The sequence below is a fragment of the Sorangium sp. So ce726 genome (assembly GCF_051521405.1).
GTDB lineage: Bacteria > Myxococcota_A > Polyangia > Polyangiales > Polyangiaceae > Sorangium.
In genome coordinates, this window is sequence record NZ_CP150349.1 from 8482019 (window position 1) to 8505117 (window position 23099).

Genomic DNA, 23099 nt, shown 5'->3' on the forward strand with positions numbered 1-23099 from the left:
CAGCACCAGAAGGAGCCCCAGCCTGCCAAACAGCGTTGAACAGCCGTTCGAGCGGCTCACGGCGCAGCGCTCCGAGAACGGGATGAGCGCCCCCCTGCTGCGGCGTTACCCCGGGACCATGCACCACCGAACGCTGCGCACCGCGATCGCATGGCTCGTGCTCGCCGCATGCACGCCCAAGCCGGCGAGCGACGGCGAGCCCCCTCCCCCGCGCGACGCCTCGAGCGCGGAGGCCCCGCTCCAGTGCGTCGACCCGCCTCAGCCCGACCCCCCTGCCCTCGCGGCGTCGCCGGCGCCGAGCGCGGAGCCTCCGACCGCTCCCTACCAGCCGCCCCCCGAGCCAACAGCGGAATCGAGCGGCACGGCGCCGCGCAAGACGATCGGCACGTTCGACGACTGGGTGAAGGAATACGCGGGGCTCGGCGTGCCCGAGGCGGAGAAGAGGCCGCCGCGGCTCCGTCGCGCCAAGGAGCTCGCCCTCGCCTCCGGGCGCATCGCCTTCGTACGCTCGGGCGACGTCTTCACGATGGACCTCGCGACGGGCGTCGAGGCGCAGCTCACGCGAAAGACGCAGCGCAACGTCGCGCCCACCTTCCTCGGCGACGGCCGGCGGATCGCCTTTCTCAGCAACCGCGACGGGATGGCCTGGCGCGTCTTCCTCATGAACGCGGATGGCACCGAGCAACGGCCTATCACCGGGAAATTCGCCGCATGGTACGGCGAGCCCTCGTTCGCCATCTCGCCGGACGGCGCCCGGGTCGCCTACGTCGCCAGGGCGCGAGCGCCGGCCGACGAAGGCCTGGAAGAGCTTCATCTCGTCGAGATCGCGAGCGGCGACGACCAGCGCATCGGCCAGCCGACGACGCTGAGCGAATGCTCGTTCTCGCCGGGCGGCGACGCGATTCATTGCGTCGCAGGCGAGTTCGACGCAGAGCACCTCCTCTCGGTGGAGGTCGCCACGAGGCGCGTCAGGCGCTTGCCGGACGCGGGCAACCACATGTTCAGCGCCGCGCGCTCTCTCGGCGATCGCCTGCTCTTCTCGGCGAGCCCGACGGAGGCTCTCTGCTGCCAGCGGTCGCAGCTCTACACGACGGCCCTCGACGGCACCGGGATCAAGGGGCTCGGCTCGTTCTGGGTCTCGGGCTCGATGCACCCGGAGGTCTCGCCGAAGGGCTCGAAGATCGCCGTCGCGTGGTCCGTCCGCGTGGGAGGGTTCGGCGCGGATTACTGGAACGAGATCACGCTGCTCGACGCGAACGGCGGCGCCGATCGCCCGCTCACCAGCGCGTTTCCGCGCCCCTTCTACAGCGCCTACGGGCCTGCCTGGGCGCCCGACGATCGCCACCTCGCCTTCACGCTCTCGTTATGCCCCTACCTCGGCTGCGAGCCGACGATTCGAAGCGTCGTCGTCGTCGACACCCGGGACGCCAAGGCCGTACCCGCGTTCATCGCCTACGGCGGCAGCGCCTCGTGGAGCCCCGTTCCCTGAGAGAGACGACGCTTCGTCGACAGCGCTGCACCGGCTGGTCGGGCTGCCGGCGGTGCTCTCGGTGGACGAGGATCGCCGCGCCTCAGAGCCCGCAGCTCGGGTAGAGGTTGAAGACGCCCTCCGCGTCGAGCTTCGACGAGATCGACTCCGGGTAGGACACGCCGTCCGCGTGGCACGTCGGCTGGCCAGCGGCGTTCGTCGTGCAGTCCGTCTCGTTCGGGAGCGAGCCCTTGCACGGTCCGAGGAGGGTGAGCTTGCACGTCGGCGACGAGTCGCAGATCCGCAGCTCCGCGAACTGGCTCCACAGGAGACTGCCGCACGCGAGCTGCGCGCCCTCATCCGCGCAGGCATAGGCGACCTCCTGTCCCGGGACGAAGATGTTGCCGAACATGGTCGCGTCCGGGAACGTGTACTGCGCCGGGTTCATCCACGGCGCGTCCGCGAGGCCCGGGTGCTTGCCCACCATCCGGATCGGCACCTCCTCCAGGAAGCCGTTCAAGGTCTGGAGGAGACACGCCGTCACCCAGCGCTGCGGGGACGTGAGGGTCATCGCCTGACTCCGCCACGGCGCCGCGAGGCCGAGCGCCCCCTGGTACACGTAGGAGGACGCGCCCACCACCCCCTTCACCGTCATGTCCGGGCGGAGCGCACAGCCAACGACATAATGGAGGAGCTTGCGGCCCTGCGCCGTCTCCAGGAGCGGCGTGTTCGCGAGCTTGCCGGCGGCGTCCGCGAGAGGAGCCATGGCGAGCAGCTGGAGCATGTGTATCGTCCGCGGCTCCCAGAGGAACTTCGGATCGTCGCCGTTGGGAAAGACATACGCCTGCTCGACCGACGCCACGTCTTCCTCGGCAGCGATGTCCTCCTCGTTGTCGTGGGCCGGCGCCGGCGTCACCACGCATCCAAGCGCGAACAGGCACGTACCGAGCAGCGCTGTAACCGGGGCTCCTAAGCTCGACATGATCTTCTCCTGAGGCGACGCCGTGCGGCGCGTTCTGACCGGCTATATTCCAGTTTTCGTGCCAGGCGGCCGCCCCCCCTCCCGCACGGGACGCCGGCGCGGCGCCCTTGCACGAAAATTCATAAATATTTCCAATATTTAGGACCAGAATCCGGCGCGAAAGCGGGCTCCCGGGGCGCGTCGGATGGAGGCTCTGCCCCTCACCCGCTGATGGCCGGAGCCGCCATCGGATCCAGCTGAGCCGCCAGCCGCGCGAGCCGCGTGCGGAAACCCGGCGCCTCGTCGAGCAGCGCCGCCGCTTCCTGGAGAGCACCGGCGGCTTCGCTCGACCGCCCGCCGGCGATCGCCACCTCGGCGCGCATCGAGAGCAGCTCGACGAGCTCGATCGCCAGGAGGCCGCCCCGGCATTGCGACAGCATGTCCTCCCACGGATCGGCGCTCGCGGACGGCTCGCGGGCGCGGAGGCCTTGCTCGCAGAGCACCAGGTGGAGCGCGCGGTAGAACACCCACAGCGAGGGCGCTGAGACCAGCGAGGGCGCTGAGGGGTCGGGCGGACAGCTCCGCTCGATCCACGAGAGGTGGCGGCTCGCCTCGTCGTGGCAGCGCCTCGAGACGAGGATGCGCGCAAGGAGCAGGGAGCACTCAGGCGAGGCATGCTCGAAGAACCGCCGCTCGAGCACGTGCGCGCGGCGGGCCAGCTCCAGCGCCTCGTCCCCGTGATCGCTGGCGTGGAGCAGCTCCGCCGCGTTCAGCGTCAGGTGGCGCTCCAGGACGGGGTTTCCGAGCTCGCGCGCCAGCGCGATGGCGTGGCGCATGTCGGCCATGGCGAGGTCGAACTCGCGCCGCATTGCCCTGAGCGGGATGCGGCACGTGCAGGCGGCGCAGAGGTGAGGCCAGTCCTCGGCGGACGACGCCAGGGCGAACGTCTCATCGAAGCGGGCGTTCGAGAGGTCGAGCTCTCCCAGCCACATCAAGGCGGGCGACAGCAGGAGGAGCGCGACGATCCTGGTCCCGTAATCGCCCTCGGCCTCCGCGCTGGCGGCGCCTCGCGTGAGGAGCTCGACGGCCTCGGCGACCCGGCCACGCCGGAAGCAGGAGCGCCCCTCGGCGACGAGCACGCGGCCCTCGAGCGCGCGCGCGCGCGCGCCGAACCGGTCGACGAGCGCGCGCGCCTCGTCGACGCGCTCGGTCGAGCGGTCGAACTCGCCCGCCCAGTCGAGTGCGGCCGCCTCCTCGAGCAGCACGTCGGCGAGGGAGGCGTCGTCGCCGAGCTCCGCGGCCAGCGCCCGCGCGGCCACGAGGTCGTCCGTGGCCTCGCGCGTCCGGTCGACGCGGTAGCGGCTCTTGCCCCGCCCCGTCAGCGCGCGCGCTCGCCGGCGCGCGTCGTCCGCCGCCGCGAACGAGAGCGCCGCCGTGTAGTGCCGGTCCGCCTCGACGTGGCGGTGCCGCGCGAACGCGAGATCGGCGAGCGTGAGGCACGCGTCCGCCGCCGCCTCCCGCGCCCCGCACCCGCCGGCGTGCCGCGCGAGCGGCGCGAGGAGCTCCGCGCGAGGCCCCTCCGCCTCCACCCTGGCCGTGAAGTAGGCGAGCGCGCGCAGGTGGATCTGCGCGCGCTCCGCCGGGTCGAGCAGCTCGACCACCGCGTCCTGGAAGACGGCGCTCTGGAACGAGTATCGCTCGCCCGCGCCGCGCTCCAGGATCTTGTGCTCGACGAGGGCGCTCAGGCCGTAGCCCGCGTCGATCGGCGTGCCGGCTTCCCCCGCCCGGGCGATCGAGTCCAGGATCTGCTCGATCTCCGCGCGGGCGAACGAGTCGCCGAGCACCGCGCAGAGCCGGACGCACGCCGCGAGCTCCGGCGAGAGCGCGTCGAGCCGCCGCTCCGCGAGCCATTGCCACGCGGGCGACGGGGGCAGGTTGTCGAGCTCGGCCGTGGCGACGTAGTGGGTGCCGGCGTTCACGCGGCGCTTCACGAGGCCGGCCCGCTTGAGCGAACGCACGAGCTCCACGAGGCACGCTGGGTTGTTGCCCGCCCAGCGCGCGAGCCGGCGCAGCGTCTCGGCAGGGGGGTACTCCGCCGGCCGCAGCAGCTCGGCGGCGAGCGCCATCGACGCCGCGTCGTCGAGCGGCGCGAGCGCCGCGCGGTCGTGGCGCTGGGTGCGCGCGCCCCAGGCGCGGCGCACCTGCTCGAAGCGGGGGTGCGCGGCGACGAGCACCCACAGCGCGACGCCGGAGCCGTCGAGCGTGGCGTACTCGAGCGCGTCGACCAGCGCGTCGTCGGCCCAGTGCGCGTCGTCGACGATCACCGCGACCGGCCCGCGCTGGGCGCGCCGGCGCAGCGCCTCGCCGAGCGCCTGGACCACGGCGTGGTGGAACGAAGCGGGCGCGCCGCGCGCGGGCAGCGACGACCAGCCGAGCGCCGCCGCGACCGACGGCCACGTCGCCTCGCCGAGCGCGGCGCCGAGCCGCTCGCGGCAGAACGCGGCGACGTCCGGCGGCGCCTCCGCGGGCGCGTCGAGGACACGGCCGAGGAGCTCCGCCGCGCCGCGCGCCGCGTCGCCGAGCAGCGGCTGCGCGGCGCGGAGCGAGACCACGAGCGCCCCGGCGTCGCAGCGGAGCGCCGCCGAGGCGGCCTCCGCCGCGAGGCGGCTCTTCCCGAGCCCGGTATCGCCGATCAGCGTGAACAGACCCGGGCATGTGCCGTCGAAGGCCGCGCGCGCGCTCTCCGCGATCGCCGCGAGGACGTCGTCGCGGCCGGCGAGCGGGACCTCGATCTCGACGGACGGCTCGGCCTCGGCCGAGGCGGGCCGGCCGTCGCTGTCGTCGCGCGCCGGCAGGACGCGCTCGATCTCGGCAGAGAGGGCGACGCCCGACCACGGCTCTGACGGCAGCCAGGTCTCGGGTCGCTCGACGGCGGCGCCGTACGCCGAGACGGCGCCCCGCGCGCGGCGGCGGAGCGTGACCGACGCGAGGTGCAGCGCCGCGCGCGCCCCGTGCTTCCCCGCGAGCTCGCGCGCGGCGGCGAGCGCGGCCTGCGCCGGATGATCGGTGTCCTTGCCGGAGAAGACCGCCACATAGCGGCTGCCGCGCTGCCGTGTGATGAACCCGTTGCGGCCGGTCACGGAGGCGATGACGGGCGACGCCGCGGCCGTCGTGTCGGCGACGAGCAGCACGACCGAGCTCCGCCCCCCGGCGATCAGCCTGGCGCTCGTGGAGTCCGCCGGCGCCGCGGCGCGTGCCGGCGGCGCGCCCGGCTCGACCGGCGCCGCGGCGCGTGCCGGCGGCGCGCCCGGCTCGGCCGGCGCCCCGATCGGCGCGAAGGTAGCGCGCGCCGCAGCGAGCGCGCGCCGCAGCGAGGACGCGTCCGGCGGGCGGCGCTCGCGATCCTTGGCGAGGCACGCCAGCGTGAGCTCCTCGAGCGCGGCGGGCACCGGCGCGAGCTCGCCCGGACGCTCCGGGCGCAGCGTGAGGTGCGCGTGCTCGAGCGAGGCGCCGTCGCCCGCGAAGGGCAGCCGCAGGGTGAGCAGCTCGAAGAGGATGACGCCGAACGCATAGACGTCGGCGCGCACGTCGACCGACTCGCCGCGGAACTGCTCCGGCGCCATGTACTCGGGCGTCCCCAGGACCACGCCGCTGCGGGTGAGCAGCTCCTCGCGCGTCGCATCGCCAGGCGCGCGCTCGGAGCGCTTCGTGAGCCCGAAGTCGAGCAGCACGACGCGCTCATCCGCCGCCCCGGAGCGGCGCTCGATGAAGAGGTTCTCCGGCTTCAGATCCCTGTGGATCGCCCCCCTGCTGTGAGCGGCCTCGAGCGCGGCGAGCACGGCGTCGGCCCGCGCCGCGACCCAGCCCGGATCGGGCGGGGCGGCGAGGGCGGCGAGCTCCGAGGCGAGGGTGCGGCCGAAGAGCCGCTCCATCACGAGGTAGGGGCGACCATCGTCGAGCCGGCCGCACCTGTGGAATCGCGCCACGTGCGGCGGGCCGATGCGCTCGAGCGCGTCGGCCTCCCGGCGGAAGCGCTCTTCCAGCATCGGCGTGGTGGACATGCCGACCTTGACGGCGACCGGGGCGCCGTCCTCGTCCGAGACCCCCGCCCACACGATCGCGAAGCCGCCCTGCCCCAGGCGCTCGCCGAGCGAGACACCGGGGACGCGCGGCGGAGCGGGCGCGGAGGGCTCGCCGGGCGGCGGCGTCCATCCGTCGACGGGGCACGGCGCCATGCCCTCGCGACGCCGGTGACACAAAGGACAGCGATGCACTCGGCCTCTCTGACGCAGGCGCGCGCGCGAGCGCGCACCACGCCTATGCTATCGTCGCGGGCTAGCATGGTACACGTCGATGACGACACCATCCCCAGCGCGCCGCGCGGGGTGGTGAGCCCCACCGACGAGACGGTCACCCTCTCGGCCGGGGAGGAATCCATCGCGGGTGGCCGGTCCAGCGCCGAGGTGCCCTCGCGCGCCGGAGACTATGTGCTCCAGAGCGTCGTCGGCGAGGGCGGCTTCGGCGTCGTCTACCGCGGCGAGCACGCGACGCGCGGCACGAAGGCGGCGATCAAGGTCCTGCACGCCGAGCTCGCGCTGCACCCTGACGTGTGCCTCCGCTTCGAGCGCGAGGTCGTGGTGATGCAGCGGGTGCGGCACCCGAACGTGGTTGACGTGCTCGACGTCGGCAGGCTCGAGGATGGCCGCCCCTACTTCGTCATGGAGCTGCTCGACGGCATCAGCCTGGAGAGGCACCTCGAGGCCCGTGGCCGGCTCCCTCCGGAGGAGGCGCTCGCCCTCCTGGAGCCGCTCTGCAGCGCGCTCGACGCGGCCCACGCGCAGGCGATCGTGCACCGCGACGTGAAGCCGTCCAACATCTTCCTGTGCTCGGGCGACACGCAGAAACGCGGCCACCGCGTGGTGCTGCTCGACTTCGGCGTGGCGAAGCTGCTCGACGCGCCGGGGCCCGCGCTGACCACGTCGCGGCACGTCCTGGGCTCGCTCTCCAGCATGTCGCCCGAGCAGCTCCTGGGCCGCCCGGTCGACGCGCGGACGGACGTCTACGCGCTCGGCGCGCTGACGTACGCGATGCTCACGGGAGAGCCGCCGTTCTCCGGCGCGTCGTTCCCGGTGCTGCGCCAGCTCCACCTCTTCGCGAGCCCGCCCCGCCCGAGCGCGCAGGCGCGCGTGAGCCCGTCGCTCGACGACGTGGTGCTGCGGGCGCTCAGCAAGGACCCGGCGGAGCGCCAGCCGTCGGCGGGGCAGCTGCTCACCGAGCTGCGCGCGGCCGTCGCGGCGCCGCTGGCGGCGGGCGGGACGGCCGCGGCGCCGCGGCGATCGGCCATCGGCATCCACGTGGAGGTGCAGGCCGACCCGGGCGCGCTCGATGAGCCGACGCCGGAGCTGCTCGACGACTTCGAGTCCGTCCTGCCCCTCGCGCTGTCCGAGCTCACGAAGGCGGGGTTCTCGACCGCGGTCGAGACGGGCACGACCGCGCTGGTCACGGCCGATCGGCCCCTCGATCCGGCGCGCGACGAGGCCGCGCGCCGCGATGCGCTCGGCGCAGCGCTGTCGCTGAAGCAGCGGCTCGAAGCGCGCGCGGGGCGCGACCTGAGGGTGCACGTCCGCCTCTGCGTGCACGTCGGCGAGCTCCTGGCGAGCGGGGACGGCACGCTGACGGGCGGCGACTTGCTGGAGCTCTCCGGGTGGGTGCCCGAGGGAGCGGCGGAGGGGCTCTTCGCGTCGCCCGCCCTGCTCGACGGGCTCGGCGTCACCGCGCACCCCGCGCCCGTCTCGCCGGGGTCGAGCGCGCTGCTCCGGGTGCTGGACCCTTAGCAGCGGTCGGCTCGCCATGCGGGCTGATACGTCCTGCAGAATCCCCGGGGCTTCGCTGATAGCTTGAGAGTCCGACCAGGCGGTTGCCCATGGACGATCTCTTCCGCTCCCCCGCGCCGCACCCCGGCGCGACGCCCCCGCACGAAGCGGCGGTGTTCGGCTTCCGCACCGCGCTGGTCGTGATTGCCGCCCTCACCGCGGCGGTCGCCGTGCGCCATGCATGGGTGCCGAGCCTCCCCGTCGTGGCGTCGGCCGCGCTCGTGACGACGGTCGCCCTGCCGTGGCTCCTCCGCGCCAGCCGGCGCCGCTTCGGCCCGACCGGAGCGATCGTCGCCTCGGGGGCGCTCATCGCGCAGGGGCCGGTGCTGCTCGCGCTCGCCCTGTACGGCCTGGGCTACCCGCCCGTGCTCGAGCGGTGGGCCGCGCAAGGCGATCCTGCCGGCGTGCCGCCCCGCGTGGTCGTTCAGGCCGCCCTGGCCCTGGGGGTCGCAGGCGGGCTCGGCGCCGTCGCCGCGAGCCGGCTCCGCGTCGCGCCGGCTGTGTCCCGCGCCGCCAGCCGCGCCGCAGCGGCCGCGCTCGCCGCGGCGACCCTGCTCGTCGGGGCCGGTGCGGCGCGCTCGGCGCTCGTGCCCGACATCGAAACGTACATCCGTGCTCTCCCCGTGATCGGCGCCATAGGCCCGGCCCCTGAGTCGTTCCCTGCCATGAAACACGTCGCGAGCTCATGGCACGACGCCATCCTGCTGAAGAGCGAGCGCGGCGACGCCACGGCGCGGGTGAAGGTCCAGTGCATCGTGGACACGTGCGACCTGTGGCTCATGGGGGCGTCGGGGACGCAGCTCCCCCGGTTGACGCTCCGGATGAGTGAGGAGCTGCAGCTCGTCTTCCGCCACGACGCCGGCGCTCGTGTCTGGATCATGGACGGCGCTGGCCCTCGGCGCGCCTTCCACGAGGAGTCGATGGAGCCTGCCGTGCTGCGCGCCGGCCTCCTTCTCGGGCCGCTCGCCCTCGGGCGCCTCCCGCTCGCGTGCGCCGCGGCTGGCGCGGCGATCGCGGCGCTCTTCCTCCTGCGCTTCCGGACCAGGGCGCGCCGCGTGCGGGAGCTCGAGGCGATGCGACAAGGCACGCTGGACGAGGACGGCTGGGTGCATTTCGACGACGGCTCTCCGGACGCCCGCGTCGACGCCGACGCGCAGCTCGCCCCTGGCCCGGTGCTCGCGCCGACCATCGCATCGCACGGCGACGCGGGCGCCTACCGCCACGGGCCGCTGCCGCTCGCCGGCATGATTCAGGGCGAAAAGCGGGCGCTGCTGCGCGCAGCGGCGGGGTCGGCGAGCGGAGCGCTCGCTGCGTCGATCGCGGCGAGCGCCATGTCGAGTTCGCCGCTGCTCGCGGCGGCGCTGGCAGGGCTCGTGATCTGACGGCCCCGTCGGCGGGCACGGCATAGCCATCGACGACCACGCGGCGTTAGAGGCCCAGCTGCCCTGAACCTCGCACAGCGGATCTTGGGCGCTCAGCGTTCCGGCGAGTCGAACATGCGCCGCAGCAGCTCCTGGAGGCGCTGCTGGTCCGAGGCGTCGAGCCGGTCGATGCGTGGCGCGAGCGCCTCTTGTAGCCGTGCACGCAGGCGCTCGAAGAGCTCCGCGCCTTGGCTCGTCAGAAAGACCTCGACGGCCCGATCGTCTTCTGCGCTCGGCGCGCGCGCCACGAGACCCCTGATTTCGGCCCGGTCGATGAGCCCCGTCATCGTCGACTTCTTGAGGCCGAGGTGGTCGGCGAGCGCGGCCATGCGGGGGCGCCGGTCGCTCAGAATTCCGATCACGCGCAGCAGCGTGAGGGACAGGTCATTGTCGGCGCCGATCTTGCTGAGCTCGGCCATCGTCACGAAGGCAGCCGGCACGAGCGCGTCGACCACCTCTTCGCTGGGCACCGCTCGCTTCGAGGATTTTCGCTTCACCATCTCGAAAGCATGTTGACACAGTTCGTACTACGTACCAATGTTAGTTCGTTATGCGAACTTTCGTGGAGGCCTGCCCGGCGCGTCCTGCCGAGGCCAGATCCACGAAAACTGCGCTCATCATCTGGTTCGACAACCCCCGCTACGAACACAAAAGGAAGCCGTCATGAAGCCTCGAAGCCTCGTTGCGCTCGCCAGCCTGGCCGTCGCCAGCCCCGCCTTTGCCCAGCTCGCCGATCAGGGCGTACCAGCCATGGTCGACCCAGCCGTGGACCTTGCCGCCCATACTCCTGGGCCCGAGATGGGCTGGGCAGACTCGATCTACTTCACGAGTCGGGTAAAGGCCGGCGGCCACGACATCGGGCTGCTCGTACACACCCTGACCATCCCCCAGGGGCCTGGGCAGCGAATCCTGTTCTCCGTCACCGACGAGACCACCGGCTGGTACAAGAACTACGTGACGACCATCGATCCGAGCGACTACCACTGGAGTACGACGAAGCTCGACATCAGGGCTCCAGGCCTCGAGTGGACCGGCGACGCCCAGAAGATGTCGGTGTCGCTCACCGTGCCGTGGGGCTCCCTCGACATCGAGCTCAAACCTCGGGGGCCCGCGCTGAGCTACGGCGGCGCCGGGATGTTCCGCCTCTTCGGTGAGCCGAACTACGAGTTTGCTTTCCCGAACATGCGGACAACCGGCACCCTCACGGTCGAGGGCAGGTCCATGCCGATCGTCGGCCACTCCTGGCTGGACCGGCAGTGGGGTCCTGTCATGCCGCCGCCCAATAGTCGCTGGCTCTGGATGAGCTTCAACCTGCCGAACGGCGACGCGCTCGCCCTCTGGGACACGATCAGCGACACGGGCAATAACTCCTGGGCCACGCTGGTGCACGCAGACGGCTCCCATGAGGTGGTGGCGGTCGAGCCCGTCGCCAACGACGCGAGCGAGCTCTGGACGAGCCCGAGCAGCGGGCAAGAGTACCCGACCCGCTGGTGTATCAGCATTCCCGCGCTCAGGACGAACCTCACTGTGCGCATCACGGGCACCGTCGAGCAAGAGCTCGTCATCAATGGCATCGGTCGTTTGGAGGCCACGGCCGCCTTCACCGGCACCTACCGAGGGGCTCGGGTCACCGGCAAGAGCTACGTCGAGATGTTCGGCGACTGGCAGGATTGAAGCGCCTTGTTCCACGCCTCGAACGCCGCCGTTCCAGATCGCCGTCTGGTGCGGCTCCGGGTATGACCGTATGCTCTAGACGTGATTCTTGAGCGGTTGCGGTGCGGGTTTCGTATGCCCGCCTCCGGGCTTCTATGGGGCGGGGAATGCAAAGACAGAGAGCGCGAATTTTGGCACACCCGGGGTGGTATCGATTCGACCCACGGATCTACTAGAGTCGATGGTCTCATAGGAGAATTGGCCCCGTGAACAGAAGCGCAGCGCCTTCAAAGCAAGAGGAGGCACGCAAGAGCCTCTCGATCCTGAACGCCTTCCTCTCGCCGCTCTCTCTGCAAGAGTTCAAACAGGCCTGGACTTCGCAGCGACCACTGTTCGTGAAGGGAACACGCGACAAGTTCAACGAACTGTTTGAGCGGCGCTTCGGCGAGGCCTGGACGCGCTGGATCCTGGCGCAGGCCGCGACCCGCGAGCAGGAGCTCTTGGCCAGAGACCCCATGGGCCCTCCTTTCATCGCTCGCGCCGTGTTCGACCGCGAGGAAGCCTTCCTCTTGCCGGATAATCCTACGCTGCCCGAGGCTGCCATTCGTCCCGGGCAGTACAGGACCTTTTACGCCGCGGGCGCGTCCATCCCCGTCAACCGCATCCGCCACCTCGACGCACACGTCGATCGTGTCCTCAGAGGCATCGAGCTGCAGCTTGGACTGCCGGGGCCCCTGGGCACGGTTTCTTATTATTCGCCGCCCGGCACGGGTGTGAGCCCGCACTTCGATCCGAATTGCGCCTTCATCCTGCAGCTGTCGGGGACCAAGACGTATCGGGTGGCTCCCAGACCAGCCGTCCTGGGGGCTCGTGGCAAAGGTTACATCTGCAAGGACGGATCGGTTCAGTACAGCCGCGGAACGGGCCTCACGCCCAACGGCGACATCGACTGGGAGCTCCCCACGGTAGACGCCAGCGACATGCTCGAATTCGAGGCAGAGCCCGGCGACATGCTCTACATTCCCGGCGGCACCGTCCACGCCACCAAGACCAGCGGGGACCATTCCATCGGTCTGACGTTGATCTTCCCGTTAGCCAGCTTCCGTGCGCTTTTCGATCGCGTGCTCGAGCGCGTCCTCGGAGACCGGCCCGAATGGCGATATCTCCCTCTATGGACTGGAGCCGACGCGACGGGCGGAGTTCCCCAAAGCATGGCTGACTTCTTCGCGGCTCGCCTGGGAGAGATTCGCGAGGTCTTGAGCCGGCTGCAGCCCGACGGCCTGGAGCTCAACGCCGCGTGGTGCGAGCGGATATGGGAGGCATCCGATCCGCAGCCGCCTCCGGCCGACGCTTCGATTCAACCGGCCGACGTGCTCGAGGTCGTTCACGACGTAGAGTTTGGCTATGCGATCGGCCGGGACGTGCACGGCAAGATGGGGATGCACATCTACCTGGGCAACGACGACATGGAGATCGAGGAGGCGTGGGTCCCGTTCTTTCGCAAGCTCGTCGCGCAGGACCGGTTCACGGCGAAAGACGCGACGTCTTGGAGCGATGCGACCCCCTACGCGTGGAGCACGGTCTCGCAATACCTAGGACAGCTGACCGCGCGCGGCCTGCTGCGCGCCGTGTAGGGGTTCCGTTTCCGCGAAGTCACAACACAACCATCGAAACGAACAACCCACCAGGAGAAAGGAGGAGCGTCATGAAAATCAGGAGCAGGAGCAAGGCCCGCTACGACTTCATTAATTTCTGAAGGTGCCCCCGCGCCGACATCGCCCGGCGCGGCCGATTTCCATGTCGGCCGCGCCGGGCGATGCATGTGGGGTCCGCGTTGGCTTGATTCGGAGCTGGACGCGGCGGGGTGCTCCAAAGCTCACCAGCAGTCGCGGGTGCTCCAACCGTTCTGAACCACGGTCGCACATGCCCGGCCGATGTTGTTCTCGATGAAGGTACGGTTGCTGTTTACTGGCGCCCAGATATTGTCCACGTTGGCACCACTACACCCTCCCTTGGAGTTAACTCCTAAAAGGACGCCCGAACGAACGGTGCTTTCTGGAGTGGTCGACGCGCTGGTCAGGAAGCGCAGCGGCCCGCCCGAATCGCCGCCGCACAGGTGTGGGTCTGCCTGAGGGACAGTCTTCGTGTAGGCTCCGCCGCTCAAGGCAATACCAGAGAAATTTCCCCCGCGAAGTCTGCCGTCGCTCGCTGGCGAGTCTGCGTAGCCGTAGGCGGCCGCGATGGTCGAATCACCGCCTGAATTTAGATAGGCTGCGTCCCTCTGCGCAATGTTCGCAAAGTTCGTGCCGAAGTTCAGCGTGGCAACATCGCGATCCGCGTTGTCACCGGTCCATGCTTGGGTTGCCGTGTGATACACACCCAGGTACGTCGATGGTACCGCCCAGCTTGCCTGCAGCTGACAACCACCGGCAGGATCCGTGATGCAAGTCCAGGTGCCGTCTTCGTTCATTCGATAGGCCGCAAACCACGTGGTCCCGGTATCCGGCGGATTGTAGTTGACGTTCGGCGGATTGGCCGTATCCGGCGTCAGCCAGCGACGAATGCAGTGGGCGGCGAGCACTATCGCATCACGAGACACGACCTGCCCGCTGCAGCCGGACATGACCCACTGACTCCCGTCCCAGAAACCAACATCAACGATGCCGCCTGCCCAGCGATTCGAGACAAGCGTTCCATTCGCCAGCCCTTGCTCAGCTTCGCCGAACTCCATCCCGACAACCGCCGGTTCATCACCTGCAGCTTGGTCAGCACAGGAAGTAAGGCCCACGGACAGCAAGCCCACCCCTGCCAACACCTTGCTCATGCCAAACATTTTGAACATTCATGTCTCCCGCACCTGCGCGCAGCCGCCCCCCCACGACCGCTAGCTGGAGCGCCAAACAGGTTGAAATTTCCTGAATCCAATGAGTCGCGAAGCCCAACCGGACTGGGACGCCGCCAGGATGCCGGGCAAGCAGTGCTCGCCCCCCTCCGACGCCTGATCCCCCCGGACGCTGGCCACGGTGCCGCTGCCGCCGGCGCTGTGCTCGTCGGCGTCGGTGCCCTTGCCCGGGATCGCGATCCGGCGCCCAGGGGCGACGACCGAGAGCGCCGAGAAGCAGCAGTGCGAAGATACGGCTTGCAGGAGCCCCATGACAACGCCTCCGGCCGTACAATCTCCGGGTTGCGTCGCCGCGATCACCATTTCGTCCGGCGCAGATCCCGGCGCCCGCTTCGAGGCGGCCGGCGTCGGGACTGCCCGGGCGCGCTTCGAGAAAGCCTCTCGTCGAGCGCCGCTCCGCGGTGAGCGCGGCGCCCCGCGGCCGCCCCGCGCTCGGCAGGAGCGGCGGCGGGGAGCGGCCCCCGCGAGGAGCGAGCGACGATCAGCTGTTCGCGCGAAGCGCCTGGAACTTTCCCGGGTCCTTGACGCTCGGTGGGTTGCTCAGGTCGGCGCAGAGCTTCGTGCTGGTCGCGTTGGTCGAGCGATTACGAACAGTCCACTGGACTCAACCTGGACTCACTGGTCGCGCGGATCGTGGAGGTCGCAGGCGCATGAAGGCTGACGACTCAGCGGGGGCGGGCGCGCTCCATCGCCTCCGCGAGCGCGATATCGTCGGGCGTGCCCCGCGCGCGCAGCCCGGCGATGGCGCCGTCGCGATCCTCGGGGCGGCGGTTCTGCGAGAGCTTGAGCTTCGCCTCGATCCGCGTGATCTCCATCGAGAAGCCGACGATCGCGGGGAGCAGCGCGGCTCCCTTCTCGTGCGAGAGCTCCGCGACGCTCCAGGGCTCGGGCTGCCCGCGCTCGTTCACGTCGGAGAGGCGCGCGAGCAGCGCGAGCAGCGCGTCGTGGTCCTCGATGGCCCGCGGCGCGCCGTGGGCGTGGACGACGGCGTAGTTCCACGTCGGCACGTCGTCGCGCGAGGCGTACCACCCGGGCGAGATGTACCCGTGCGACCCGCGGAAGACGGCCAGGACCGGCGTGCTCCCGTCGAGCGCGCGCCGGATCGGGTTGGCCCGCGCGACGTGCGCGAGCAAGGTGCCCTGAGGGCCGCTGTCGCGCTCCAGAAGGAACGGCAGGTGCGCGATCATGGGCACGCCGTCCTCCCCGGGCGCGATGAGCATGCCGAACGGGTGCGCGTCGATGAGATCGTGGAGCTCGGCGAGGTCGGGTGCCTCGTAGACCCTGGGGAGGTAGATGGATCGCGGCGCGCCCGTCGTCGTCATGACGGAAGGGTGTACCACGGAGCGCGCGCCGGGGGAGAAGGTGCTTGTCTCCTGGGCGGCCTTACTGACTCACGCCGATCGAGACGAGGAAGTCGTTGTACGCGTCCACCTTGTCCGCCGGAACCACGTCGAGGCCGAGGTTGACCCGGCTGTCGTCGACCATCCGCGGAGCGAGGATCTGCTTGGTGGCTTCGAGGCCGATGGCCTTGATGCCGTAAAGGATGTAGGGCACGAGGTACCCCTCGTAGTACTGCCGCTGGGTGTGCGTGGCCCTGATGCGTCCCTGGCGCATGTAGTCGACGGTCTTCGGATCGAAGTCGAAGGCGACGATGGGGAGGTCCGCCGTCTTGCCAGCGGCCTCCGCGGCCATCGCGCACCGGTACGAGATGTTGAACAGGCCGAGCATCCCCGCGACGGGCGGATCCGCCGTCTCGATCTGGGTCTTCATCCACTCGACGTCCTCGGCCTCGCCCGTCTCTTCCCAGTCGGCTTGACGCACCTGGACTTCGTAGCCGGCTGCCTTGAACACCTCCGCGGCCCCCTGCGTTCTCTCCATCCCGTCGACCCAGCCCTCATCGACGAAGCCGTGGAGGATCACGGTACCGGGCGGCGGGCCCAGCATCGCGAGCAGGGTCTTCGCCGCCGTGGCTCCGGCAGCGTTGTTCAGGGTCCCGACGTAGAGCGCGCGCTTCGACGTCGCCACATCGGTGTCGAGCGTCACCACATCGACCCCCTTCTCGATCGCCGCGTCGAGCGCGGTGGCCTGGCTGTCGCTGAAGGGCGCGATTCCGATCCCCTCCGCGCCATCCGCGATCACCTGGTCGATCTGTTGAACCTGGAGCGCCTCCCCTTCCTCGGGGTTCTGCGTGTCCCCGGAGACCCCAAGGACGTTCCCGATGCCCCCGAGCTCGAGCATCGCTCGGTTCGCCCCCGTGGTGACCGGCGCGAAGAAGGTGGAGAGGCTCTTCAGCAGGACCACCATCCTCGCCCGACGTGAACGTCACCGAGGGCAGAGCTCTGCCGCCGAGCGCCCCGAAGTGGGTCGTGAACTCGCTGCTGACGGTGGTGTTGTAGTCGTCCCCAGCGGCGAGGCTGTTCACGGTGCCGACGTTCGCGCGGATGGCGTGCTTCGCGAGCGCGCAACCGACGGCGAACGGAGAGGGGGCGAGCCGCATCCAGCCCCCCCTCGCCTCGCTGCGCGCGATGGAGGGCGCGGCATACCCCGGCATCATGTGAAGTATGTCGAGATCCCTCACGTCGGGCGCGATCTCGAGGGCGAGATCATTCTCCTCGGGCCCTACCAGGTAAGCGACCTTGTCCGTGTACAGCAGCTCGAGCAGCTGATTGAGCCCACGCTCGGAGCTCGAGTGGCTATCTCGGCTCAGGAGGTCGAACGGCCTCCCGTCGAGCCCGCCCGCGGCGTTCAGGCCTTCGACCGCGAGCAACATCGCTTGCTCGAGGTTGTGTCCGATGGCCGCCTCGCTGCCGGAGAATGGCAGAAGGCTCCCGATGACGACGGCGTCCTCGGGGTGACCGGGCGCCGTCCGTGAGCAGGATGCCGAGAGCAGCGACGCGAGTCCCACAAGCAGCCCGGTCTTCGCACAACCCAAACGCCGTGTGCGATCGGCGACCCAGATGCTGATTCGAGCCAACCAACCCAAGTCCGCACGCATCCCGAGCCACACCCCTCGACGGTCAAGGGGATGACATCGTATCGAGTACCGATCTGTCAAGGACGCCGCGCAAAATCTGTGTGAGCTGTCCGGCAACCGCTACCGCGGAGCCTGGATCTTCTGGTGTCGAGTGCCCGCTGGCACCGCGTTTTTCTAGATTTAGACTTACATTAGCCGGATCTAGGCGATGCAATTCTGGATGGAGCCTTCCTCTACCTCGAATTCAGGCACATTTTTCTAGATTTCGTCGACATTTGTCTCGTTTTTTGGCTAGAATCTATCGATGCCTCTGGTCCCCACGCCTCCCGCCACCCCGCGCGGCTACAGCGCCGTCGAGCTTGCTCGCGCCGCTGGCGTCAGCACCGGCACGATCAAGCACTGGTTCGCGGAGGGGCTGATGGACAAGCCCGTGTTCCGCGGCCGCCGCACCACGTACGGCCGCGAGCACCTCGTGCGGGCGCTCGCGATCAAGAAGCTGCGCGAGCAGAACCTGCTTCTCCCGGAGATCAAGCGGAGGCTCGCCGCCATCCCGCTCGAGGAGATGGCAAAGGAGGTGCTGCCGCCGGAGCCCTCCGAGAGCGCAGCGCCCGGCGCGGGGGAGCGCGCGGACACGGAGGAGCTCGGTCGAGCGTGGCGGCGCGTGGAGCTGATGCCGGGGCTGGAGCTGCACGTGCGCGCCGACGCCGGCGCGGTGATTCACCGGATGGCGGCGGAGATCCGCGAGAAGTACGGGTGTGAGCGCGAGGAAGGGCGGCGCTAGCTTCTTCTTCGCGGGCTTCGCCTGCTCGAGTTCCTCGACAACCACCTCGTGTCGCTCCGGGCCGAGTGAGGTGGTCTTTGAGATGCTAGTCGTGCGCCTTCTGCGCTCCCAGCGCCATCATCGCGTCCCAGAACATCTTTTCATACGCCTGAAATAGCCTGGTCGTGCGGCGGATCGCGCGGGGCTCCACGCCGCGGTCGAGCCCGTCCTGCACGATGTCGACCGCGGTGTCCTCGAACGACGGGAGCGCCGCGAACGCGTCCAGGAAGGCGGTGTGCTCCGGGCCGAAGCCATACCGGTCGCGGAGCGCCTTCCCCATCCTGCCGCAGTTGAACCCCCACGCGGGGAAGTTGATGAGCAGGGCACACGCGATCTCGGCCGCCGAGGCGTTGGCCGCCGCCCAGGCCATCTGGACGGCGTACGCGAACCCCTCCGCGGTGACCTCGTACCGATCCAGGTCGTCCTTCGTCATGCCGAGCTTCCGGCCCATGGCAGCGATCCCGCCCGGCGCCACGAGCTCGCCCTGCAGGACCCCGCTCCAGAAATCGCGCCAGGGCGTGTCCCCGAAGCGCTGGAGCATCATCGCCATCGAGCGCAGGTCGCTGAGCACCACGTGGTGCTGGTGGCCCGGGAAGGCCTTCAATCCCTCGACCGTGACCTCTCCCCGCTCGATGGCGTCCGGATAGGGGTGAGCCCTCAGCTGATCGTCGATGCTCCGGAGCTCTTCGCGAATGTCCTTCACCAGCGCGGCCGCGGCCTTCATGAGTGCCTCCTCGTGATCGCGCGCCATCCTACTACCGCATCGCCGCCGAGATCCCACAACCTGCGGGGCGCTACCCGCCGGCGCGCTGCCCCGCTTGCGCCCCCCGCACCCACGCGAGGATCGCGCCGGCATGGCGCACGATGTACTCCTCTCCGGCCGCGTGGCGTCGCGCGGCCGGAGCTCAGAAAGATCCCCGTGGTGGAACACCAGGGCGCAGTGACCCGAGGAGGGGGCGAGCCGTGTCTCTCCTTCCCCGTCCGAGGAGATTGACTTTCGGATCGCGTTTGGATTTCCTAACCCCTGACATTTTAGCAGGGCCATAAATGACCTTCATTGCGCTGGCATATTCCTCGGGCAACCGCCCGCCTCTCTATATTCGGCCTCGCGCCATCGAATTTTTATTACAGGAGGAGGAGGGAACGCTCCTCAATGAACTTCATGGACGACGTTACCTGGAAAGGCGCCCGATCGAATCCTTGTTAAGCGCCATCCAAGGGGATGAGCCATTCGTAAGAATTCCATTCCTGAAGAAATCGACACGTGCATGGGGATACATTCGCCTCAGCACGATTGAATACCTCACGAATGTCAGCGGCGCAACGGCCGTGCATACCTCAAGCGGTCGATATTATATGGCCGCAGAGTCACCGAGCGAGTTAATGGCCAGGTTTCCCGGCGAGGCATTCGATTGCATGCAGAGCCACGGGGGACAAGCCGTTTATTTTCGGCGCGAGCGATTGCTTGGAGCATCTCCCGTTGAACATTCGTCCATCTACATTTATACATTCAACAGCCGGGAGAGCGTGTACAGCGACCAGTTCGAATCCGATTGGACAATGAATATGACAGCCGTTCAGACCAAAGACGGTCGAGCATTCTTTCAGGCGAACCGGATAAAAGGCTTCCGAACGGACCAAAGCGGGAACGTTGAACTGCACGGGGCGGTCAATCTTGCAGACCTATCGGCTGAAACTTTGCTGGAATCATGCTCGATCGCGCATCCGGTGTCGTTCGCGCAATGCGCCGCCGGACAAGGCGGATCGGAATATAGATACGACTGGGTGTTGGATCGGGATACGATCCATGCGATTGTTCCGAGAAATCCGGGGTTGGGCTTGGGCACCTATATCGACACCCCGTTTTTAGGTCTCGACACGGTCGACCCGATCGATCAACTCATGGCTCAGCTTGATTTGACGCCATTTATTCGATTGACCCGCAGCTCGAACGGACGCGGCCCGAACGTTCCATCAGACTACAACAGCCAGCATCCGTGGGCCTACTATCGTCCGGAGTCTATTCTGACCATGCAGGCGGGAGGCAATGGAACAGCGATCGCAACGGGAATCTGCGCGCATATCGTCGATGAAACGCCGGAAGAAGTCCTAGGACACCGATCACGTTGATCGAGCGATAAATGAGCCGCCAAGACACCAAGGACGCCAAGATAATTCTCCTTTCTTGGCGACTTGGCGGTTCGAAATTCTGCGCTTTTCAGGCAGTTTCAGCCCGTTTGTCGCTCTAGGGTCACTGATTGACCCAAGAAGGCGAACGACCTGCGGGGCGCTACCCGCCGGCGCGCTGCCCCGCTTGTGATCCCCGCACCCGCGCGATGATCGCGCCGGCGACCTCCTCGGCCGACCTGCCCTTGGGGAGCCAGCGCTGCGGGATGCTGTGGGAGCGATCGTCCTCGCGGATCACCAGCGTGATCGGCTTGGCCGGGGGGTGCAGCTCCACGGACTCGACGCGATCGAGCGGCACGGTCACCTCCCGGGCGCCACGGAGCGGATGCATCGACGGCAAGGTGATCGATCGAGGACCAAGGACGATCCGGAACTCCTTGAGCGCCGCAAACCGCGCAGCGACGAGGACGCCGAGCGCGGTGAACACCGCTGACAGGACCGCCAGCACCGCGTAGAACACGTCGGCGCCTCCGGGCTCGAAATGGATGATCCCGTTCAGGATCAGGCCGCGGTCGTTCGTCTGGGCCCGATGGGTGAGGACCGCCGCGCAGACCGCAAAGAAGAAGGCGCTCAGGAGGAGCTCCAGGTAGGGACGGCGGAGCGGGATCTCGAGATCGTCGTCCACCGCGTGTTCGCTCGCCTTCATCGATAATCCCCTCCGCTGGCGGAAGCTGCCTCGTGCAGCCGCACGGCCAAGACCTCTGCGTCGAGCGCCGCCTGGTGCTCGGTCAAGAGGAAGGTGTCGCCGTCCCGATGGGCAGCGACCCAGGGCAGCGCGCGCGCGTCACCGATCACCTTGTCCCGGCTTCCAACGAGGACGAAGACGCCCCGCCCTTCAAGGCCGGCACCGAGGCTCACGCTGCGGATCTGAGCGGCGGGGATGGTGACCGGAGCCCCGTTGGCGGTGAGACGAACGGCATCGGCCGAGATCGACTCCAGACGGACGGATTGACCGTGACGGGGATCGCGGAAGACCGCGATGTCACGCCGGCACGCGAGGCCGACGCCGATCGCGCCGGCGCCATAAAGAAGCCAGGCAAACCAGGCGAGCGACGGCTTGAGCGCGGGCAGCGCGGCGCCCCACAGCCCGCCGGCCGCGACGAGCGCGGCGGCCACGATACAGAGGCCCACGCCGATGCGGATGCGCCGGATCCTACCGAGCTCCTCGATCGACGTCCCCAGCGCCATCAGCGCCAGCGCGGCGACGCCCGGCCCCGCCGGAGACGCGAGGAAGAGAAGCACGCCCTTCGGGCCGGGAGGCGCCATGCATGCGAGCGCCGCACAGCAGAGCCCGATGCACATCGCGCGCGCTTGGAAGCTGACAGGTAGGCGGAGCACGGAGGAGAAGGCCATGACATCGCGGCGACTCCGGGCTGTCAACGCCCCGCAGCCACCTCCGCCTCTCCTCGTGTCGCCCGTCGATATCGGCCGCTCCCGAGCTGCGCTCAGGCCCCCTCGGGAGCGCGCTCCTTCGCGCGGTCGTCGAAGAAGCGGGCGTTGATCTCCCGGTAGCGCTGCCACTCGGCCGGCAGCTCGTCTTCATCGAAGATGGCCCCCACCGGGCACTCGTTCTCGCAGGCGGCGCAGCAGATGCACGACTCGGGATCGATGTAGAGCTGGAGACCGGCGAGGCGTGTCTTCCGCTCTCCCTCGGGAATGCGCGAGATCTCGTCCGCCGCGAGCGGGCCGTGGATGCAGTCCACGGGGCAGACGGGGACACAGGCGGTATCACACGTGGCGACGCAGGGCTCGGCGATGACGTGGGCCATGAAGGGTTCCTTTCCGTGGCGCGGTCGTCCGCGCGCTCTCCTCTCCCTCCTTCGGCGGTGAGCAGGGCGCGTGCCCGCGGCCCGAGCGGCTTTTCCCGGGCTTTCGCCGGCCTTGTGCGGTCCAGGCAACGCCCCTACGGTGCGGCGCAACGCCATTTCGTCGGCCTCGCTCCGCGCACGATGACCGCCTCCGCCGATCACGCCCTTCTCCTGCTCGCCGACCTCGGCGAGGCCTCGGCCCGCGCGCACACCGAGGCGACGCTCGTCCCTGCGGTGAGCGCCGCGCTCTCGCGCCATCTCCCGCTGCGGCGGCTCGATCTGCGCCGCGGCGCGGCCGCGCCCGGCGCGCCGGAGGTCCGGCGCGGCGCGGGCGGCGAGACGATCGCCGTCTTCGCGCTCCGCGACGCGGAGGGCGCCGTCGGCTGCGCCACGATGGCGCTCGGCGACGGCGCGGCGCTCGACGTCTCGCCCGCCCTGCTCGAGGCGATCGGTCGCCTGCTCGCCGTGGCACTGCGGCAGGTGCAGGTCCTCGGGCGCGTCGCGGCCATCGCGCGCCGCGCGCAGGGGGAGAAGCGGACGCTCAAGGAGGAGCTCGATCGCGTCGCCCTGCCGAGGGAGGTTGTCGCGGTGGGCCCGGCGATGCGGGCGATCTTCCAGCAGATGGTGCCGCTCGTCGCGCGACAGGACACGACCGTGCTGGTGCGCGGCGAGACGGGCACGGGCAAGGAGAGGACGGGGCCGCGGCGGCGCTGGGGCTGAAGCCGACGACGCTGCAAAGCAAGATGCGGAAGCTCGGGATCCGGAAGGACGGAGAGAAGGGCTGACGACCGAGAGGCTCGTCAACCCATGCGACCAGATCCGGTGTGTGGGGCGTGATCCACATGGTCTCCGAGGTCTCCGGCCGGCCCCGCCATCGCACCGGCGGACTCGGCGGTCGAGAGACGCCGCTGGATCCGGAGCGCCCCAGGATCGTCGTATCAGAGCTGCTGCATCAGTTCGACCTCGACGGTCAGGCACTGTTCTTCGTGGAGTTTCACCGCAAGACCGGATGACCAGATCGACCGGAAGCCG

20 protein-coding genes and 1 pseudogene are annotated in these 23099 nt (G+C 69.4%); 9 read left to right on the plus strand and 12 right to left on the minus strand.

The features are described from left to right. Positions 1 to 82: 82 nt before the first annotated feature. On the plus strand, positions 83 to 1489 hold the full coding sequence (locus WME79_RS31180) for a TolB family protein (RefSeq protein ID WP_437522241.1): 1407 nt from the start codon (positions 83 to 85) through the stop codon (positions 1487 to 1489). Positions 1490 to 1571: 82 nt separating this feature from the next. Here WME79_RS31180 and WME79_RS31185 read toward each other — a convergent pair whose 3' ends face one another. Both WME79_RS31185 and WME79_RS31190 read right to left on the minus strand, forming a co-directional pair. Further along, a complete protein-coding gene (locus tag WME79_RS31185) occupies positions 1572 to 2450 on the minus strand; it encodes a hypothetical protein (protein WP_437522243.1) in 879 nt (292 codons plus the stop codon). Between the two features lie 200 nt (positions 2451 to 2650). Next, positions 2651 to 6664: a serine/threonine-protein kinase gene (locus WME79_RS31190; protein WP_437522245.1), complete on the minus strand. Its 4014-nt coding sequence runs from the start codon at positions 6662 to 6664 to the stop codon at positions 2651 to 2653. 105 nt (positions 6665 to 6769) lie between these two features. On the opposite strand from WME79_RS31190, the gene WME79_RS31195 reads away from it, so the two are divergent. Continuing rightward, complete coding sequence (locus WME79_RS31195) at positions 6770 to 8263, plus strand: serine/threonine-protein kinase (protein WP_437522247.1); 1494 nt, start codon at positions 6770 to 6772, stop codon at positions 8261 to 8263. An 89-nt stretch (positions 8264 to 8352) separates the two neighbouring features. After that, complete coding sequence (locus tag WME79_RS31200; protein WP_437522249.1) at positions 8353 to 9684, plus strand: hypothetical protein; 1332 nt, start codon at positions 8353 to 8355, stop codon at positions 9682 to 9684. A gap of 92 nt (positions 9685 to 9776) precedes the next feature. Here WME79_RS31200 and WME79_RS31205 read toward each other — a convergent pair whose 3' ends face one another. Further along, positions 9777 to 10178, minus strand: coding sequence for a MarR family winged helix-turn-helix transcriptional regulator (locus WME79_RS31205; RefSeq protein WP_437522251.1), 402 nt, complete (start codon positions 10176 to 10178; stop codon positions 9777 to 9779). Between the two features lie 208 nt (positions 10179 to 10386). Between WME79_RS31205 and WME79_RS31210 the strand changes: the two genes are divergently transcribed. Both WME79_RS31210 and WME79_RS31215 read left to right on the plus strand, forming a co-directional pair. Continuing rightward, positions 10387 to 11397, plus strand: coding sequence for a lipocalin family protein (locus WME79_RS31210; protein ID WP_437522253.1), 1011 nt, complete (start codon positions 10387 to 10389; stop codon positions 11395 to 11397). A 245-nt stretch (positions 11398 to 11642) separates the two neighbouring features. Then, complete coding sequence (locus tag WME79_RS31215; protein ID WP_437522255.1) at positions 11643 to 13010, plus strand: JmjC domain-containing protein; 1368 nt, start codon at positions 11643 to 11645, stop codon at positions 13008 to 13010. A gap of 242 nt (positions 13011 to 13252) precedes the next feature. Here WME79_RS31215 and WME79_RS31220 read toward each other — a convergent pair whose 3' ends face one another. The 5 genes and pseudogenes from WME79_RS31220 to WME79_RS31240 all read right to left on the minus strand — a co-directional run. Continuing rightward, positions 13253 to 14218 carry a trypsin-like serine protease gene (locus WME79_RS31220; protein ID WP_437522257.1) on the minus strand — a complete coding sequence of 322 codons (966 nt, stop codon included), beginning with the start codon at positions 14216 to 14218 and terminating at the stop codon, positions 13253 to 13255. Positions 14219 to 14260: 42 nt separating this feature from the next. Continuing rightward, positions 14261 to 14530 carry a hypothetical protein gene (locus tag WME79_RS31225; protein WP_437522259.1) on the minus strand — a complete coding sequence of 90 codons (270 nt, stop codon included), beginning with the start codon at positions 14528 to 14530 and terminating at the stop codon, positions 14261 to 14263. A 413-nt stretch (positions 14531 to 14943) separates the two neighbouring features. Beyond that, on the minus strand, positions 14944 to 15600 hold the full coding sequence (locus WME79_RS31230) for an FMN-binding negative transcriptional regulator (RefSeq protein ID WP_437522261.1): 657 nt from the start codon (positions 15598 to 15600) through the stop codon (positions 14944 to 14946). 61 nt (positions 15601 to 15661) lie between these two features. After that, on the minus strand, positions 15662 to 16582 hold the full coding sequence (locus WME79_RS31235) for a sugar ABC transporter substrate-binding protein (RefSeq protein ID WP_437522263.1): 921 nt from the start codon (positions 16580 to 16582) through the stop codon (positions 15662 to 15664). Between the two features lie 70 nt (positions 16583 to 16652). Continuing rightward, positions 16653 to 17273, minus strand: a pseudogene (locus WME79_RS31240) (ABC transporter substrate-binding protein); the annotation flags it as partial. Positions 17274 to 17556: 283 nt separating this feature from the next. Between WME79_RS31240 and WME79_RS31245 the strand changes: the two are divergent. Beyond that, positions 17557 to 18033, plus strand: a complete 477-nt coding sequence (locus WME79_RS31245; RefSeq protein WP_437522265.1) for a helix-turn-helix domain-containing protein — start codon at positions 17557 to 17559, stop codon at positions 18031 to 18033. 85 nt (positions 18034 to 18118) lie between these two features. Here WME79_RS31245 and WME79_RS31250 read toward each other — a convergent pair whose 3' ends face one another. Then, positions 18119 to 18796, minus strand: a complete 678-nt coding sequence (locus tag WME79_RS31250) for a hypothetical protein (protein WP_437522267.1) — start codon at positions 18794 to 18796, stop codon at positions 18119 to 18121. A 323-nt stretch (positions 18797 to 19119) separates the two neighbouring features. Between WME79_RS31250 and WME79_RS31255 the strand changes: the two genes are divergently transcribed. Next, positions 19120 to 20202, plus strand: coding sequence for a hypothetical protein (locus WME79_RS31255; RefSeq protein WP_437522269.1), 1083 nt, complete (start codon positions 19120 to 19122; stop codon positions 20200 to 20202). 160 nt (positions 20203 to 20362) lie between these two features. Here WME79_RS31255 and WME79_RS31260 read toward each other — a convergent pair whose 3' ends face one another. From WME79_RS31260 to WME79_RS31270, 3 genes are all read right to left on the minus strand, one after another. Further along, positions 20363 to 20905, minus strand: a complete 543-nt coding sequence (locus WME79_RS31260; RefSeq protein ID WP_437522271.1) for a hypothetical protein — start codon at positions 20903 to 20905, stop codon at positions 20363 to 20365. Continuing rightward, on the minus strand, positions 20902 to 21525 hold the full coding sequence (locus WME79_RS31265) for a hypothetical protein (RefSeq protein ID WP_437522273.1): 624 nt from the start codon (positions 21523 to 21525) through the stop codon (positions 20902 to 20904). Before WME79_RS31265 ends, WME79_RS31260 begins: the two co-directional genes overlap by 4 nt. Before the next feature lie 179 nt (positions 21526 to 21704). Then, positions 21705 to 22028, minus strand: a complete 324-nt coding sequence (locus WME79_RS31270; RefSeq protein WP_437522275.1) for a 4Fe-4S dicluster domain-containing protein — start codon at positions 22026 to 22028, stop codon at positions 21705 to 21707. Between the two features lie 180 nt (positions 22029 to 22208). Between WME79_RS31270 and WME79_RS31275 the strand changes: the two genes are divergently transcribed. Together WME79_RS31275 and WME79_RS31280 are read left to right on the plus strand one after the other, a co-directional pair. Further along, a complete protein-coding gene (locus tag WME79_RS31275; RefSeq protein WP_437522277.1) occupies positions 22209 to 22787 on the plus strand; it encodes a hypothetical protein in 579 nt (192 codons plus the stop codon). A 113-nt stretch (positions 22788 to 22900) separates the two neighbouring features. Continuing rightward, the gene (locus WME79_RS31280) at positions 22901 to 23080 is read left to right on the plus strand and encodes a hypothetical protein (protein ID WP_437522279.1); all 180 of its coding nucleotides are present in this window, start codon (positions 22901 to 22903) and stop codon (positions 23078 to 23080) included. Positions 23081 to 23099: the final 19 nt, after the last annotated feature.

Coding starts and splice junctions, on each gene's coding strand:
- WME79_RS31180 (WP_437522241.1), top strand. CDS start 83: ATGAGCGCCCCCCTGCTGCGGCGTTACCCCGGGACCATGCACCACCGA.
- WME79_RS31185 (WP_437522243.1), bottom strand. CDS start 2,450: ATGTCGAGCTTAGGAGCCCCGGTTACAGCGCTGCTCGGTACGTGCCTG.
- WME79_RS31190 (WP_437522245.1), bottom strand. CDS start 6,664: ATGGCGCCGTGCCCCGTCGACGGATGGACGCCGCCGCCCGGCGAGCCC.
- WME79_RS31195 (WP_437522247.1), top strand. CDS start 6,770: ATGGTACACGTCGATGACGACACCATCCCCAGCGCGCCGCGCGGGGTG.
- WME79_RS31200 (WP_437522249.1), top strand. CDS start 8,353: ATGGACGATCTCTTCCGCTCCCCCGCGCCGCACCCCGGCGCGACGCCC.
- WME79_RS31210 (WP_437522253.1), top strand. CDS start 10,387: ATGAAGCCTCGAAGCCTCGTTGCGCTCGCCAGCCTGGCCGTCGCCAGC.
- WME79_RS31220 (WP_437522257.1), bottom strand. CDS start 14,218: ATGTTCAAAATGTTTGGCATGAGCAAGGTGTTGGCAGGGGTGGGCTTG.
- WME79_RS31225 (WP_437522259.1), bottom strand. CDS start 14,530: ATGGGGCTCCTGCAAGCCGTATCTTCGCACTGCTGCTTCTCGGCGCTC.
- WME79_RS31230 (WP_437522261.1), bottom strand. CDS start 15,600: ATGACGACGACGGGCGCGCCGCGATCCATCTACCTCCCCAGGGTCTAC.
- WME79_RS31235 (WP_437522263.1), bottom strand. CDS start 16,582: ATGGTGGTCCTGCTGAAGAGCCTCTCCACCTTCTTCGCGCCGGTCACC.
- WME79_RS31245 (WP_437522265.1), top strand. CDS start 17,557: ATGCCTCTGGTCCCCACGCCTCCCGCCACCCCGCGCGGCTACAGCGCC.
- WME79_RS31250 (WP_437522267.1), bottom strand. CDS start 18,796: ATGAAGGCCGCGGCCGCGCTGGTGAAGGACATTCGCGAAGAGCTCCGG.
- WME79_RS31255 (WP_437522269.1), top strand. CDS start 19,120: ATGACCTTCATTGCGCTGGCATATTCCTCGGGCAACCGCCCGCCTCTC.
- WME79_RS31260 (WP_437522271.1), bottom strand. CDS start 20,905: ATGAAGGCGAGCGAACACGCGGTGGACGACGATCTCGAGATCCCGCTC.
- WME79_RS31265 (WP_437522273.1), bottom strand. CDS start 21,525: ATGGCGCCTCCCGGCCCGAAGGGCGTGCTTCTCTTCCTCGCGTCTCCG.
- WME79_RS31270 (WP_437522275.1), bottom strand. CDS start 22,028: ATGGCCCACGTCATCGCCGAGCCCTGCGTCGCCACGTGTGATACCGCC.
- WME79_RS31275 (WP_437522277.1), top strand. CDS start 22,209: ATGACCGCCTCCGCCGATCACGCCCTTCTCCTGCTCGCCGACCTCGGC.